This is a genomic window from Methylobacterium currus, from assembly GCF_003058325.1.
Classification (GTDB): domain Bacteria; phylum Pseudomonadota; class Alphaproteobacteria; order Rhizobiales; family Beijerinckiaceae; genus Methylobacterium; species Methylobacterium currus.
In genome coordinates, this window is the sequence record NZ_CP028843.1 from 4,919,582 (window position 1) to 4,935,062 (window position 15,481).

Here is a 15,481-nt window from a genome sequence, read left to right on the forward strand (position 1 = left end):
CAAGCGCCCCCCGCCCCTTTCGACAGACCGACCGAGACATTCCTCGAAGAGGCTGACCCCATGGCTCAAGCCGTCACGGCAGGGCACGACCACGCCCACGACCACACTCCACCGTTCTTCCAGCGCTGGTTCAACTCGACCAACCACAAGGACATCGGCACCCTCTACCTGCTGTTCGCCTTCTCGGCGGGCATCGTCGGCGCCTTCCTGTCCTTCGGCATCCGGATGGAGATGGAGGCCCCCGGCCTGCAGTACTTCTCCAATCCACAGACCTACAACGTGTTCGTGACCGGCCACGGCCTCATCATGGTGTTCTTCATGGTGATGCCGGCCCTCATCGGCGGCTTCGGCAACTGGTTCGTGCCGCTGATGATCGGGGCGCCCGACATGGCGTTCCCGCGCATGAACAACATCTCGTTCTGGCTGACGGTCGCGGGCTTCATGAGCCTCGTCTGCTCGCTGTTCGTCGAGGGCGCCCCGGGCGCGGTCGGCGCCGGCACCGGCTGGACCGTCTACCCGCCGCTCTCCACCGCCGGCCATCCGGGCCCGGCCGTCGACTTCGCGATCTTCGCGCTGCACCTGTCGGGCGCGGGCTCGATCCTCGGCGCCATCAACTTCATCACCACCATCCTGAACATGCGCGCGCCGGGCATGACCCTGCACAAGATGCCGCTGTTCGCCTGGTCGATGCTGGTGACCGCGTTCCTGCTGCTGCTGTCGCTCCCGGTTCTCGCCGGCGCGATCACGATGCTGCTCACCGACCGCAACTTCGGCACGACCTTCTTCGATCCGGCCGGCGGCGGTGACCCGATCCTGTACCAGCACCTGTTCTGGTTCTTCGGCCATCCCGAAGTCTACATCATGATCCTGCCTGCCTTCGGGATCGTCTCGCACATCATCTCGACCTTCTCCCGCAAGCCGGTCTTCGGCTACCTGGCGATGGCCTACGCGATGGTGGCGATCGGCGTCGTCGGCTTCGTGGTGTGGGCCCACCACATGTACACCGTGGGTCTCACGCTCCAGACCCAGTCCTACTTCGTGTTCGCCACCATGGTGATTGCGGTCCCCACCGGCGTGAAGATCTTCTCCTGGATCGCCACGATGTGGGGCGGATCGATCCGCTTCACCGCCGCCATGCACTGGGCCGTCGGCTTCGTGTTCCTGTTCACCGTCGGCGGCGTCACGGGCGTGATCCTGGCCAACGCCGCCGTCGACCGCTACCTGCACGACACCTACTACGTCGTGGCGCACTTCCACTACGTGCTGTCGCTCGGCGCGGTGTTCATCATCTTCGCCGGTGTCTACTATTGGTTCCCGAAGATGACCGGCCGCATCATCCCCGAATGGGCCGGCAAGCTGCACTTCTGGCTCGCCTTCATCGGCGCCAACGTGCTGTTCTTCCCGATGCACTTCCTGGGCCTGGCCGGCATGCCGCGTCGCTATGCCGACTATCCGGAGGCCTTCGCGGGCTGGCATTACGTCGCCACCATGGGCGGCCACATCTTCGCCCTCGGCATGGTCGTGTTCGTGATCGGCGTGGTGCTCGCCTTCCGCTCCAAGGAGCGGGCTGCGGACAACCCGTGGGGCGAGGGTGCCACCACCCTCGAGTGGACCCTGTCCTCGCCCCCGCCCTTCCACCAGTACGAGACCCTGCCGGTGATCGTGGACGAGCCGTCCCACGCCCACTGAACGATCGAGAGGGGGCCGCCGAACGCGGCCCCCGCTCTTCCCCCGAGCGCCGTCAAGCAGGCGTTCCGGCGAGGAGCGCGACACCTTCACTCCCTTCACACGATGGCCGCGACATCCAGCATGACCACCCTGTCGAACAGCGCGATCTCCGACCGTCCCTTCGCCGAGGCGAGCAGCTCCGGCGGCGAGGTCGCGGATTACTTCGCGCTCCTGAAGCCCCGGGTGATGGCGCTGGTGATCTTCACCGCCCTCGTCGGGATGACGGTTACGCCGTCGCATGTGAATCCGGTCATCGGGGCGATCTCGCTCCTGATGATTGCGGTCGGGGCCGGCGCCTCGGGCTGCCTCAACATGTGGTGGGACGCCGACGTCGACGCGGTGATGACCCGCACCCGGACCCGGCCGATCCCGGCCGGGCGGATCCAGCCCGGCGAGGCCCTGTCCTTCGGGCTCACGCTCTCGGTCGGTTCGGTGCTGGTGCTCGGGCTCGCGGCGAACTGGCTGTCGGCGGGGCTGCTCGCCTTCACCATCGTGTTCTACGCCGTGATCTACTCGATGTGGCTGAAGCGCTCGACGGCGCAGAACATCGTGATCGGCGGCGCCGCCGGCGCCCTGCCGCCGATGATCGGCCAGGCGGTGGTCACCGGCTCGATCGGGATCGAAGGTACGGTCCTGTTCCTCATCATCTTCGTCTGGACCCCGCCGCATTTCTGGGCGCTCGCCCTGGTCAAGGCCGGCGAATACGCCCGCGCCGGCATCCCGATGATGCCGAACGTCGCCGGGCCCGATTCGACCCGCCGCCAGATCCTCGCCTATTCGGTGCTGCTGGCGCCGCTCGGCCTCGCCCCGGTCTTCCTCGGCTTCGGCGGCCTGATCTACGGCCTCGTCGGCCTCGTCGGCGGCCTCGCCATGGTGGGCCTGAGCGTCCAGGTGCTGCGCCGGCGCGAGGGCGAGGCGGCCAACAAGGCGGCCATGAGCCTGTTCGGCTTCTCGATCCTCTACCTGTTCCTGCTCTTCTCCGCCCTCCTGGCGGAACAGGGCCTCGGGCTGTTCCGGCCGGTCTTCGGCTGAACGCCCCTCCCCTCCGGTTGATCCAGCGATGAGTGCGGTGCCCCAGCAACTGACCCCCGAAGAGATCCAGCGCCGGCGCAAGCGCTCCATCGCGATCGCGATGGTGCTCGCCGCCCTGGTCCTGATCTTCTACGTGCTGACGATCGCCAAGCTCGGCCCCCAGGTCCTCAACCGGCCGCTGTGACGATCCGCGAGGCGATGCCGTCATGACAGATCCGCGCCGAGAGACGCAGACGAGAGAGGCGCAGAAGCGGGCCCGCTCCACGGCGCTGGCCTGCCTCGGCATCGTGGTCGGGATGACGGCGCTCGCCTTCGCCTTCGTGCCGCTCTACGACCTGTTCTGCAAGGCGACCGGCTATGACGGCACGCCGCTGCGGGGCGCGGCCGCCGCCGGCCCGGCGAGCCAAGGTGACCCGCAAGGTAGCATGGTGGTGCATTTCGACACCAACGTCGCGCCCGGGCTGCCCTGGCGCTTCGTCGCGGAGACGCCGCAGATCGAGGCGCAGCTGGGGGCCACCAAGACGGTGTTCTTCCGCGTCACCAATACCGGGACCGTGCCGAGCACCGGCATCGCCACCTTCAACGTCCAGCCCGGGCTGACCGGCGGCTACTTCGTCAAGGTGCAGTGCTTCTGCTTCAACGAGCAGACGTTGCAGCCCGGCGAGACCATGGACTTCCCGGTGGTGTTCTACCTCGAGCCGGGCATCAAGGCCGATGCGAACACCCGCGACCTCACCGAGATGACCTTGTCCTACACCTACTTCGCGTCGAAGAACGGGCAGCCGCAGGCGGCCCTCGCGACGCCGGTGGGGACCAAGGCCAATTGACGAGGTGACAACCGCGCCGGGGCGGCATTAAAGCGTGACCGTGAGGCGCCGGCGGCGAAAAGGCCGGGGCGCCGGGAGCGAGCCGCCCCGCGTCAAACGAGATCCACGGCCGGCGCGGGGCGCGACCGGTCGTAAGACCAGGCAGGAGACCCGACACGATGGCCGAGGCGCACGGGAAGCACCACGACTACCACCTCGTCAATCCGAGCCCGTGGCCGCTCGTCGGCTCGATGAGCGGCTTCACCATGACGACGGGCGCCGTCCTGTGGATGAAGAGCCTGACCATCGCCAATCTCGCGGTCGGTCCCTACGTGTTCTTCGCCGGCGTCATCGGCGTGCTCTACACCATGCTGAGCTGGTGGCGGGACGTCGTCCACGAGGCCAATACCGGCGACCACACCCGGGTGGTGCAGCTGTCGCACCGCTACGGCATGATGATGTTCATCGCCTCCGAGGTGATGTTCTTCGTCGCGTGGTTCTGGGCCTATTTCGAGGCGGCGCTCTATTCGGGCGACCCGATCCAGGCCTCGCGGGTCGAGTTCACCGGCGGCCTGTGGCCGCCGAAGGGCGTCGAGGCGTTCGACCCCTGGCACCTGCCGCTGCTCAACACCCTGATCCTGCTCACCTCGGGCACCACGATCACCTGGGCCCACCACGCCCTGCTGCACAACGACCGCAAGGGCGTGAAGTACGGCCTGTGGCTGACCATCGCGCTCGGCGCGCTGTTCTCCTGCGTCCAGGCCTACGAGTACGGCCACGCCCATTTCGGGTTCTCGGGCAGCATCTACTCGGCCACCTTCTTCATGGCGACCGGCTTCCACGGCGCCCACGTGCTGATCGGCACGATCTTCCTCGCGGTCTGCCTGTACCGGATCTATCTCGGCCAGTTCACCCCCAAGCAGCACCTCGGCTTCGAGTTCGCCGCCTGGTACTGGCACTTCGTCGACGTGGTGTGGCTGTTCCTGTTCGCCGCCATCTACGTCTGGGGCTCGGGCGTCGGCCACGCCGCCGCGCACTAAGCATCGTTCGCCGGAGCGGTCACCGGTTCGGCGGCAAAAACGATGCGAGACCAAGACCCTGGGCAGAGTTGCGCCATGCCACTCTGTTCAGGGCCCGCGCCGCACGCGCCAGGGTCATGAGAGGGCGGCGAGAGCCGCCCTTTTTCTTGGGGCGACGAAGCCCCAGATCGCCGTCACGCATCCCGTTCAGGAGCAGGCCCGTGGATACCAACCGCACCGTCGACTCACCGGCGACCGTGGGCCTGCGCGGCCGCTGCCCGCGCTGCGGCGAGGGGCACCTGTTCAAGGGCTTCCTCAGCTTCCGCCCGTCCTGCGAGGTCTGCGGGCTCGATTTCCGCTTCATCGATTCGGCCGACGGCCCGGCCTTCTTCGTGATGTCGATCGTCGGCATCGTGGTGGTGGCGCTGGCGATGTGGGTCGAGTTCACCTACGAGCCGCCGATGTGGGTCCACGCCGCGCTCTGGGTGCCGCTCTCGATCGGCTTGAGCCTGATCCTGGTCCGCCCGCTCAAGGGCATGATGGCGGCCCTGCAATATTCCAACAAGGCCGCGCAGGGGCGTTTCCGGTGACGGCACCGGCCCGGGCAGCGGAGCGGCGCGCGGCCCTGCGGGACCTCGTCGCCCCTGCCCTCGCGAGCCTGGTCTGCTTAGGCATCCTGATCGGACTCGGGGTCTGGCAGCTCGAGCGCAAGGCCTGGAAGGAGGCGCTGATCGACCGGATCGTCGCCCGCTCGCGCATCGAGCCGCCGGCGCCGCTGCCCGCCTTCGACGGCTTCGATCCGGCGAGAGACGAGTTCGAGCGGGTGCGCGCCACCGGCCGCCTGCTCAACGACAAGGAGACGCTGGTCCACGGCCTCGCGCCGGGCGATACGCCGGGCCGGGCGCTCCAGGGCTACTACGTCGTGACGCCGTTGCGCCTCGACGACGGCCGGATCTTGCTCGTCAATCGCGGCTTCGTGCCGACGGAACTCAAGGATCCGGCCCGCCGCGCCGCGGCCCAGGTCGAGGGCGAGACCACCGTGACCGGCATGCTGCGCCAGAGCGAGGCGCGGGGCCTGTTCGTACCGGCACCGAACCCGCAGACCGGCGAGTGGTTCAACCGCGACGTTCCGGGCATCGCGGCGGCGAAAGGCCTGACGAATGTCGCCCCCTACCTGATCGAGGCCGACGCGACGCCCAATCCCGGCGGCTGGCCGAAGGGCGGGCAGCTCCGGGTCGACCTGCCGAACAACCACCTGCAATACGCCTTCACGTGGTTCGGCCTCGCGCTCTGCCTCGTCGGGGTGTTCACGGCCTTCGCGCTGCGCCGCCTGCGGGGTGAGGCGGTGGAGAGTGCCGCACCGTCACCGGCCTCCCCGCCGCGTCCTTAAAACAGCCGCGTTGTCGATGTCGGGTCCGTCCATGTCCGGTTCAGGCCGCCGGGCGCCTCCTGCCGCAGGCTTCGTCCCGGCCCTTGGTCATCGATGAACGCGATCCTCATCAAGCTGTTTGCCACGGCCCTGACGCTGAGCCAGGTCACCACCCGTCCCGACGCGATCCGGACGCAGTTCGATCCGGACAGGGACGGGCCGGCGGTGGTTCAGCTCCTGCGCGACGGCTGCGCCCATATGCGCAAGGCCTTCGACATCGAGGACATCAACCTCGATGACCTGATCTCGACTGCGATGGAGGATCCGAAAGCCGTCGCCGGCGAGTCGAAGCTCCTGCACGGCCTCGACATCGGTGAGCTCAATACGAGCTACAAGCAGTTCTGCAAGGGCGAGAACCCGGCGAACTCGCCCTTCGAGGCGCGCGCCGTGATCGAGTTCTACAACAAGGCGGTCACCGACCTGCCGGATGCCAACGCCCTCAAGACCCTGCGGCTGCCCGGCGCGACCACGATCCTCGACGGGCGCGGCGGCCGGTTCTCCGAGACCTTCGAGCCGAACGGGCGCCGCGTCGCGGTGCCGATCGGCGAGATCCCGCCCCTCGTCCAGAAGGCCTTCATCGCCGCGGAGGACAAGCGCTTCCTCGCCCATCACGGCATCGACGAGCGCGGGGTGATCCGCGCCTTCATCGGCAATCTCGCCTCGCCGGGCCGGCCGCAGGGCGGCTCGACCATCACCCAGCAGGTGGTGAAGAACCTCTCGGTCGGCGACGACGTCACCTACGAGCGCAAGATCCGCGAGATGATCGTCGCGGCCCGAGCCGAGCGGGTGATGACGAAGCCCGAGATCCTCGGCCTCTACCTCAACGGGATCTATCTCGGCCGCGGCGCCTACGGCGTCGAGATGGCGGCGCGCAGCTATTTCGGGAAGTCCGTCCGTGATCTGACTGTTGCCGAGGCCGCGCTGCTCGGCGGCATGCCGAAGGGCCCGAACTTCTACAATCCCGACCGCTACCCCGACCGGGCGCGGGAGCGCCGCGCCTATGTCCTCACCCGCATGAAGGAGGAGGGCACGATCACCGAGGCCGAGATGAATGCCGCGCTTGCCGCGCCGCTCGGCCTCGCGCCGCTGGAGCGCCTGCGCCAGGATGCCGGCTTCCACTTCGTCGACCATCTCACCCGCGAGGCGCGCACGCTGGCGGGCCTCGAATCACTGACCGCCGGCGCCTATACGGTGCGCTCGACCCTCAATGCGGGCCTCCAGGCGGCGACCGAGGGCATCCTTCAGGAAAGCCTGTCGCGCTACGAGGCCTCGACCGGCCGCGCCCGTTTCGAGGGGCCCGAAGCGAACCTCGCCGACGCCGTGCGCAGGATCGAGGCCGCCGCGCCCGCGCCCGAGCCGGTCCCCGCTCCGTCGCCCGAGCCAGCGCCCAGGGGGAAGAAGGGGCAGAAGCCGCCCAAGGCGGCGAAGCCCGCCGGCCCGAAGCCGGCCTGGCAGCGGGCCCTGGAGACCGCGCGCCTCCCGCTCTACGACGTGCACTGGCCGGCGGCCGTGGTGCTCTCCACCGGCGGCCAGGGCGGCGCGCGGGTCGGCCTCGCCGACGGGCGGGTCGCGAGCCTCAACCCGGGCTCCGCCCGCGGGCGGCTCGCTCCGTTCGACGTGGTGCGGGTGAAGCTGTGGGAGGGCAAGGGCGCGCCCCGGGCGGACCTGCGCATCCGTCCGCAGGTCCAGGGCGCGGTGCTGGTGATGGAAAACCGCACCGGGCGCATCCTCGCCATGACGGGCGGTTTCTCCTATCCCTTGAGCCAGCTCAACCGGGTGACGCAGAGCGTGCGCCAGCCCGGCTCGACCCTGAAACCCCTCACCTACCTCGCCGCGCTCAATGCCGGCCTGCAACCCAACACCCTGGTGATGGATGCCCGGGTCACCCTGCCGCCGATCGGCGGGGTGGGCGATTCCTGGTCGCCGAAGAACTACGAGGGCGGCGGCTCCGGTCCCACCACCCTGCGCCGCGGCCTGGAGCACTCGAAGAACCTGGTCACCGCCCAGCTCCTGCGCGGCGGCATCGCCGAGAAGGCGCCGGCGAGCCTCCAGAAGGTCTGCGACATCGCCCTCGAAGCCCAGCTCTACGCCGAGTGCGAGCGCTACTATCCCTTCGTGCTCGGCGCCCAGCCGGTGCGGATGATCGACCTCGCGACCTTCTACGCCGCCGTCGCCAACGAGGGCGAGCGGCCCTCGCCCTACGGCCTGGAGAGCGTGGTGCAGGGCGACAAGGTGCTCTACCAGCACGCCGACCGGCCGATGGCCCGCATCGGCTCGGCCGACCGGGTGGCGTTCTACCAGCTGAAGAGCCTGCTCCAGGGCGTGACCCAGCGCGGCACCGCCGCCGCGCTCGCCCGGTTCTCGCCCTACGTCGCCGGCAAGACCGGCACCTCCGAGGACGAGAACGACGCCTGGTTCGCCGGCTTCACCAACGAGATCACCATCGTGGCCTGGGTCGGCTACGACAATGCCGACGGCAAGCGCCGCACGCTCGGCCGCGGCCAGACCGGCGGCCATCTCTCGGTGCCGATCTTCTCCCAGGTGCTTCAGGCCGCCTGGGCCAACGGGGTGGCAAAGTCTCCGCTTGCCGGCCCGAGCCCCGAGGCGAAGCGCCTGATCGCCGACGAGCCGATCGACCTGCGCTCTGGCAGCCGGGTCGCCGGCGGCGGCTTCATGGAGCATTTCCGCCTCTCGGTGGACGGGCGCCTCGCCGAGACCCGCTTCCGCCTGGTGCCGCAGGAGCAGATCTACGCGATGCGGCCCGACAGCGAGCAGGACGGCGACGCGCTGGAGGGCGGTCTCCCGGGCGAGAATCCGGGCCGGATGCCCGACGAGGCCCCGGATTCCGACCGCTACGATCCGTTCGGCTCCCTGTTCGGCCGGCCCGAGCCACGCCCCTATGCCCGCCGGGCCCAGCCGGTGCCGCCGCCCGAGCCGTACTGGCCCGGGGCGCGCAGCCGCTCGCCCTTCGGCGACGACGACGAAGGCATCCGCCGGCCGCGCCGGCGCGACCCCGACTACCCGTTCGGCGACGACCCGACTTACTGACCCCCAGACAGGACATTTCCCGTGCCTGACAGCCTGACGGCGCGCCCGCGCCTCGTTCCGCTCGTGCTCGCCGCAGCGTTCGCGGCCTCGACGCTTGCGGCTTCCCCGGCGCTCGCCGAGTACCGCACCAAGGACGTGCCGGCGGTGACGGGCCTCGACCCGGCGACCATCGCGCCGAACACCATCGCGTTCACCGATCACCGCGACAACCCGGCGAGCCCGGAGAGCGGCCTCGTGCCCTTCACCGAGTGGGGCAAGCGCAGCCCGGCGCAGAAGGCGCTGCTCGCCCCCCATCCGGCCTATGCCGAGCCGGATTACGTCCAGACGGTGAACGGCGTCGCGAAGCCCCGGCACGAGGTGCTGAAGGTCTACGTCGCCGAGGCGCGGTTCATCGTGCCGCGCAGCGCCGACCGCATCGACCTGAAGCGCTTCGCCACGATCCCGTTCCTGTCGCGGATGGACCCGGCGATCAAGCACAAGGCCCTGAGCCCCGCGGACGCCACCCCGACCAAGGACCCGGCCGCCGCCTTCGCCCGCCGTCCCGACCGGCCGTGGTGCGAAGCGCCCGACACCACCTGCATCGAGTCGCGCTACGACCTGGAGGGTAAGCTGCCGCTCGGGGTGAAGCTGGCCAACAAGCTCGAGGACGGCGGCAAGAAGATCGCCGAGTTCGTCTCGTTCCAGAGCGAACTCAGGGTGCTGCCGCCCGACGAGGCGGGACAGCTCGTGCAGCTCACCAGGATCGAGGCGCCGGTGGCCGGCGCGATGGAGCAGAACATCTTCTGGGTCAACCAGATCCTGCGCTTCGGCAAGTTCCTGGCGGTGATGCAGCCGGTGGGGAGCGACCCGAACAAGACGGTGGTCACCGCCTACATGACGCTCGGCATCAAGGCCGACGTGCTCGACCGCAAGAAGGAGTACGAGCGCGTGCCGGTGCTGCGCAACCTGCTGCCGGCCCAGGTGCTGATGGGCAATTCCTCCTTCAACACCGGCACCTCGATCAGCGCCGGCCTGCCGACCTACGCCCGCAACCGCATCGCAGCCTTCGCGGACGCGTTGGCGAAGGAGTGATCCACCCTCGACCTGATCGACCTCGTTGAAATAGAGCGCGCCCCCCCTCTCCCGTATGGGAGAGGGGGGGCGCGCTTGACCTTTATACCATCGCGCTGTCGCATCGACACGTCGATGCGAAAGCGTCCGGCGCATCAGCGCCGGCGCCCATTCGGGCTTAGCCAGCGCCTTCGAACGAGTCCGTTCGAAGGCGCGGCGGTATTATTCGATCGGATCAGGCGGACGGCGATGCGTCAGCTTTCGTGAGAATCGGCTGATCGCACCGGCGCCACCGGAAACCCGATCCTGACCCGCAGTCCCGGCCCGCCCCGCTCACCGTCATGAAGCGTCACGGCGGCGCCGATCCGGTCGGCGAGGGCCCGGACGACGGCAAGACCCAACCCGCTGCCCTCCGGTCCGCCGCTCCGGGCGATCCGGTAGAACCGCGAAAAGACCTTCTCACGGTGCTCCGGCGCGATGCCCGGTCCGTCATCCTCGATCTCGGCAAAGGCACCCTCGGCCCCGTCCGCGACCCGCACCACCACCCGGGCGCCGGGTCTGGCGTAGCGGATCGCGTTGTCGATGACGTTGCCCAGGATCTCGCCCATCAGGGTCGGGTGCCCCATCACCATCACGGGCCCGTCCGGCCCCTCGTACTCGACCTCGACGCCGGCAGCGAGCGCCCGCGGGACGTGGTCGGCCAGCACCGTCGCGGCGAGCCCGGCGAGATCGAGTTCCGTCAGGGTGATCGCGCCCGGATCCTCGTCGGCGCGGGCGAGCGCCAGGAGCTGCGCGAGCAGATGCTCCAGGCGGCGCGCCGCACCCTCGATGTCGTCGAGGGCGGCACGGCCCTCGGGGCTCACGCCGGCGCCGTGGCGGCGGGCGAGATCAACATGCATGCGCAGGACGGCGAGCGGCGTGCGCATCTGGTGCGACGCGTCGCCGGTGAAGCGGCGCACAGCCCCCATCGCCGCGTCGAGGCGCCCGAGCAGGGTGTTGAAGGCGAGCACCGGCGCCCGGGCCTCCACCGGCACCTGCGAGGCGTCGAGGGGCTTCAGGCTCACCGCGCCGGGAGCGGCGCGACCCGCGATCTCGGCGCTCAGCCGGTCGAGGGGTGAGAGGCCGCGGCCGATCCCGTACCAGGTCAGGACCCCGACGAGGGCCAGGAGGACCGTTTCGAGCAGGAAGAGCCCGGCGAGGAGCCGCCATTCCAGGCTCCGGCGCGCGTCCCGGGTCTCCGCCACCTGCACCAGCACCGCGCCGGGCTTGCCATAGACCGGCCGCGCCCGCGCGGCGATCCGCACGGGCGCGCCCCGCATCACGGCGTCCCGGTGCCGGGTGGGGCCGGGCTCCACCTCGCCATCGGGGCGGGGCAGGTCGCGGTAGCCCGTGACGAGCTGGTCCCGATAGCTGACGCTGTAATAGACCCGGTCCTGCGACTGGCTCTCCAGCATGCCCAGCGCCACCCGCGGCAGGTCCACCGTCACCTCGTTGTCCTCGTCCAGCGCCACGCGCTCGGCGATGGCGAGGACCGAGCCGTCGAGGAGGCGGTCATGCGTCGTCTCGACCACGTCCCGGATGACGAGGGCGCCGCCGAGGCCCAGCACCAGGGCCAGGGAAGCGGCGGGCAGGAACATCCGCAGCAGCAGCCCGCGCCGCAAGGAAGGCGGGCGGCGGCTCATCGGGCGTCGAGGAGGTAGCCGAGGCCGCGGATCGTGCGGATCTCCGGCCCGTTCGGCTGCAGCTTCTTGCGCAGGCGCGCGACGTAGAGCTCGAGGGCGTTCGGCGCCACCGCATCGTCGAACCCGAACACCTCGCCGGACAGCCGCTCCTTGGGCACAACCTGCCCGGCCTTCGCCATCAGCACGCCCAGCACGGCGAGTTCCCGGCGCCGCAGGGGCAGGACCGCGCCGTCGAGGGTGACGGTCCCCGACGAGCGGTCGAGGACGAGCGCCCCGCATTGCAGGACGGGACTGCGCAGTCCCTGGCCGCGCCGGATCAGTGCCCGCACCCGCGCCTCGAACTCCGGCAGCGCGAAGGGCTTCGCCAGGTAGTCGTCGGCCCCGAGATCGAGCCCCTGCACCCGATCGGTCATGGCGTCGCGGGCCGTGAGGATCAGCACCGGGACGGCGCTCGCCGCCCGGATGCGCCGCAGCACCTCGAAGCCGGACAGGCCCGGCAGGCCGATATCGAGGACGATCAGGCTGTAGGGCTCCGACAGGGCGACCCGGGCCGCGACCGCGCCGTCCGGCTCGTGATCGACCGCGAACCCGGCGATCCGGAGCGACGCCACGAGGCCCCGGGCCAGAGCCGCGTCATCCTCCACGACGAGCACCCGCATCCCGCCCGCCCCTCTTCCAGCCAAGCTCCTCGCGAGCGGGCGCATGCCGGCCGCCGCGGCCGACACCTCCGCGAGCTTGGATTCGCCGGCCGAGCCTGTAGCCTGCGATCCTCGCCGCGACGCGAGCCGCGGGCAACCGGAAACCTTGGGGCACGAAGGGGTTTGGGACCGTGAAGACGCTGGCGGCCAGCCTCCTGGGCCTCGCCCTCCTCCTCGGCCCCGCGCTGGCGCAGATCGAGCCCGTCGCGCCGATCGAGGGCGAGGCGGGGCGGGAGGGCATGGTCGTGGTCCGCGCGACGACCGACGAGGCGGAGGCCTCCGCCCTGCTCGCGGGCTTCCGGCGGCGCTTTCCAGGTGTTGCGATCTCCTACGCCAAGATGACCTCGTCGCGGCTCTACGACGAGTTCCTGGCCGAGGCCGCGTCGGGCGGGGGCACAGCGGACATCCTCTGGAGCTCGGCCATGGATCTCCAGATCAAGCTCGTGAACGACGGCTATGCCGAGCGCCACGTCTCGCCGGAGACGGGCGGATGGCCGGCCTGGGCGGTATGGCGCAACGAGGCCTACGGCATCACCGCCGAGCCCGTCGCCCTCGCGTACAATCGCAGATTGCTGCCGGAGGCGCGGGTGCCGCGCAGCCATGCCGAGTTCCTCGCTGCCCTGACCCGGCATCCCGAGGCATGGCAGGGCAAGGTCGCGACCTACGACCCCGAGCGCAGCGGCGTCGGCTTCCTGTTCCTCACCCAGAACCTCGACGTGACGCCTCGGACCTGGGACGTGGTCCGGGCGCTGGGCCAGGTCGGCGCGAAGCTCTACACCGCGACCGCCACGATGCTCGACCGCGTCTCCGCCGGCGAGACGCTGGTCGCCTACGACGTGCTCGGCTCCTACGCGCTCGAGCGGGCCAAGCAGGACCCGGCCCTCGGGGTGGTGCTGCCTGGCGACTACACGCTCGTCACCTCGCGCATCGCCTTCATCCCGAAGGCGGCCCGGCACAAGGCGGCGGCCCGGCTCTTCCTGGATTACCTTCTCTCCCGGGAAGGCCAGGCGCTGCTCGCCGCCCGCTCGGTCACGCCCGTGCGGGCCGAGGCCCGCGCCCCCGACGATCCCGCGAGCCGCTCCACCGCCTTGCGCCCGATCCCGGTCGGGCCGGAACTCCTGACCTCCCTCGACCAGATCAAGCGCACCCGCACCCTGCGCCAATGGCGGCGGGCCATCGAAGGGCGGTGAGACCGGACGGGACGATCCAGGAGCCCGGATCCGTGACAGGTTCCTGACAGGTTCGCCCGCTAGCGCAACGACCAACGAATCCTGGAGGGAACGATGCAGGCCACGGGCATCCCGTAAGGCGCGATCCGGCTGCGATCGGCAGATTTCTTCCGGCTCGCCCCGCCGCATCGCGGCCCGACCGCAAGCGGACGTTCCCGCGGACGGCTCCTCGTTGCGGGCCTCCCCCGACGCGGATGGCGGGCGGTCCACGGGACCGGCGCCCCTCACCTCGGCGACACGACGCTCACCGGACCATCCGCGCCGATCGCGGGCTGCGCCGGCAAAATCATCACTCAGCAAGAACATCATCTGGGAGGATACCGCGATGGCCTTAGGGACCGCAGACTTCGCCAAGTCTCACGAGACGGCGCCGACGAAAGAAACGATGACTCCGGCTTCCGGCAAGTTCTGGCCGCACGGCTGGTGGCGCCTGATGGACATCAAGATCGGCATCATCCCGATCCCGGTCTACCTGATCCTGGCCGCGCTCCTGACGATCCTGACCTTCGAGCGCGAGATCAAGGCCGACGCGCCGACGATGATCGCCGTCCTGGTGCTGGGCGGCTTCACCTGCGCCGAGATCGGCAAGCGGCTGCCGATCCTGCGCAACATCGGCGCCGGCGCGATCTTCGCCACCTTCATCCCCTCGGCGCTGGCCTACTACAAGCTGATCCCGCCGCAGATCGAGAAGTCGATCATCGACTTCACCAAATTCACCAATTTCCTCTACCTCTACATCGCGGCGATCATCGTCGGCAGCATCCTGGGGATGGACCGGGGCGTGCTGATCAAGGGCTTCCTGAAGATCTTCGTGCCGCTCGGCATCGGCTCGATCGCGGCGGGCATCGTCGGCACGCTGGTCGGGATGGCGCTGGGGCTCGGCGCCTACCACACCTTCTTCTTCATCGTCGTGCCGATCATGGCCGGCGGCGTCGGCGAGGGCGCGATCCCGCTCTCGATCGGCTACGCGGCGATCCTCGGCGCCTCGCAGGGCGACCTGTTCGCCCAGGTGCTGCCCCCGGTCATGCTCGGCAGCCTCACCGCCATCGTGTTCTCCGGCATCCTGAACTTCGTCGGCAAGAAGTACCCGCATCTCACCGGCGAGGGCCGGCTGCAGCCGGGCGAGCACGACGACATGGACCCCAAGGACGAGGCGGTGACCGCCGAGAAGGGCGGGCAGATGGACGTCTCCACCATCGCGGCGGCGGGTCTCACCGCGGTGACCCTCTACCTGCTCGGCGTGATGCTGCACCACGTCATCGGCCTGCCGGCCCCGGTCGCGATGCTGTTCCTGGCGGTCCTGGCCAAGCTCTCCAGCGCCGTCTCGCCCCACCTGCAGGCCGGCGGCTTCGTGGTCTACAAGTTCGTGCAGACCGGCATGACCTACCCGCTGCTCTTCGCCATCGGCGTCTCGCTCACCCCCTGGGACAAGCTGATGTCGGCCTTCACGGTCCCGAACCTCATCACGATCATCGCGACGGTCTTCACCCTGATGGTCACCGGCGCCTTCGTCGGCCGCCGCCTCGGCATGTATCCGATCGAGGCCGCGATCGTGAATGCGTGCCATTCGGGCCAGGGCGGCACCGGCGACGTCGCCATCCTCACCGCCGCCAACCGCATGCAGCTGATGCCCTTCGCCCAGATCGCGACCCGCATCGGCGGCGCCGTCACCGTCACGACCGTGCTGGTCGTGCTGCGCTGGATCGCCTGACGATCGGCTCCGGCCCGCGGACCTGCGCCCGGCCGGCGCAGGTCCGCGC

13 protein-coding genes are annotated in these 15,481 nt (G+C 69.8%); 11 read left to right on the forward strand and 2 right to left on the reverse strand.

What is annotated here, in order from left to right; translation table 11 throughout:
- Positions 1–60: 60 nt before the first annotated feature.
- From ctaD to DA075_RS22855, 9 genes are all read left to right on the forward strand, one after another.
- Positions 61–1,689 (forward strand): cytochrome c oxidase subunit I, encoded by a 1,629-nt coding sequence (gene ctaD, locus DA075_RS22820; protein ID WP_099955169.1) that lies wholly within the window; start codon positions 61–63, stop codon positions 1,687–1,689.
- Between the two features lie 120 nt (positions 1,690–1,809).
- Entirely contained in the window at positions 1,810–2,760 is a 951-nt protein-coding gene (locus DA075_RS22825; RefSeq protein WP_099955170.1) for a heme o synthase, read from the forward strand.
- Positions 2,761–2,788: 28 nt separating this feature from the next.
- Positions 2,789–2,944, forward strand: a complete 156-nt coding sequence (locus DA075_RS36735; RefSeq protein ID WP_164712460.1) for a hypothetical protein — start codon at positions 2,789–2,791, stop codon at positions 2,942–2,944.
- 22 nt (positions 2,945–2,966) lie between these two features.
- Positions 2,967–3,587 (forward strand): cytochrome c oxidase assembly protein, encoded by a 621-nt coding sequence (locus DA075_RS22830; RefSeq protein ID WP_099955171.1) that lies wholly within the window; start codon positions 2,967–2,969, stop codon positions 3,585–3,587.
- A gap of 158 nt (positions 3,588–3,745) precedes the next feature.
- On the forward strand, positions 3,746–4,606 hold the full coding sequence (locus DA075_RS22835) for a cytochrome c oxidase subunit 3 (protein WP_099955172.1): 861 nt from the start codon (positions 3,746–3,748) through the stop codon (positions 4,604–4,606).
- A gap of 200 nt (positions 4,607–4,806) precedes the next feature.
- A complete protein-coding gene (locus DA075_RS22840) occupies positions 4,807–5,175 on the forward strand; it encodes a DUF983 domain-containing protein (protein WP_099955173.1) in 369 nt (122 codons plus the stop codon).
- Entirely contained in the window at positions 5,172–5,975 is an 804-nt protein-coding gene (locus tag DA075_RS22845) for an SURF1 family protein (RefSeq protein ID WP_099955174.1), read from the forward strand. Before DA075_RS22840 ends, DA075_RS22845 begins: the two co-directional genes overlap by 4 nt.
- Positions 5,976–6,068: 93 nt before the next feature.
- A complete protein-coding gene (locus tag DA075_RS22850; protein ID WP_099955175.1) occupies positions 6,069–9,062 on the forward strand; it encodes a penicillin-binding protein 1A in 2,994 nt (997 codons plus the stop codon).
- Between the two features lie 21 nt (positions 9,063–9,083).
- Complete coding sequence (locus DA075_RS22855; RefSeq protein ID WP_420813074.1) at positions 9,084–10,133, forward strand: hypothetical protein; 1,050 nt, start codon at positions 9,084–9,086, stop codon at positions 10,131–10,133.
- A 233-nt stretch (positions 10,134–10,366) separates the two neighbouring features.
- Here the strand turns inward: DA075_RS22855 and DA075_RS22860 are convergent, their stop codons facing one another.
- Positions 10,367–11,794: a sensor histidine kinase gene (locus DA075_RS22860; RefSeq protein ID WP_099955176.1), complete on the reverse strand. Its 1,428-nt coding sequence runs from the start codon at positions 11,792–11,794 to the stop codon at positions 10,367–10,369.
- Positions 11,791–12,453: a response regulator gene (locus tag DA075_RS22865; protein WP_099955177.1), complete on the reverse strand. Its 663-nt coding sequence runs from the start codon at positions 12,451–12,453 to the stop codon at positions 11,791–11,793. Before DA075_RS22865 ends, DA075_RS22860 begins: the two co-directional genes overlap by 4 nt.
- Before the next feature lie 170 nt (positions 12,454–12,623).
- Between DA075_RS22865 and DA075_RS22870 the strand changes: the two genes are divergently transcribed.
- A complete protein-coding gene (locus DA075_RS22870) occupies positions 12,624–13,682 on the forward strand; it encodes an ABC transporter substrate-binding protein (RefSeq protein ID WP_099955178.1) in 1,059 nt (352 codons plus the stop codon).
- A gap of 424 nt (positions 13,683–14,106) precedes the next feature.
- Positions 14,107–15,432, forward strand: a complete 1,326-nt coding sequence (locus DA075_RS22875) for a 2-hydroxycarboxylate transporter family protein (RefSeq protein WP_099955179.1) — start codon at positions 14,107–14,109, stop codon at positions 15,430–15,432.
- The last annotated feature ends 49 nt before the right edge of the window (positions 15,433–15,481 follow it).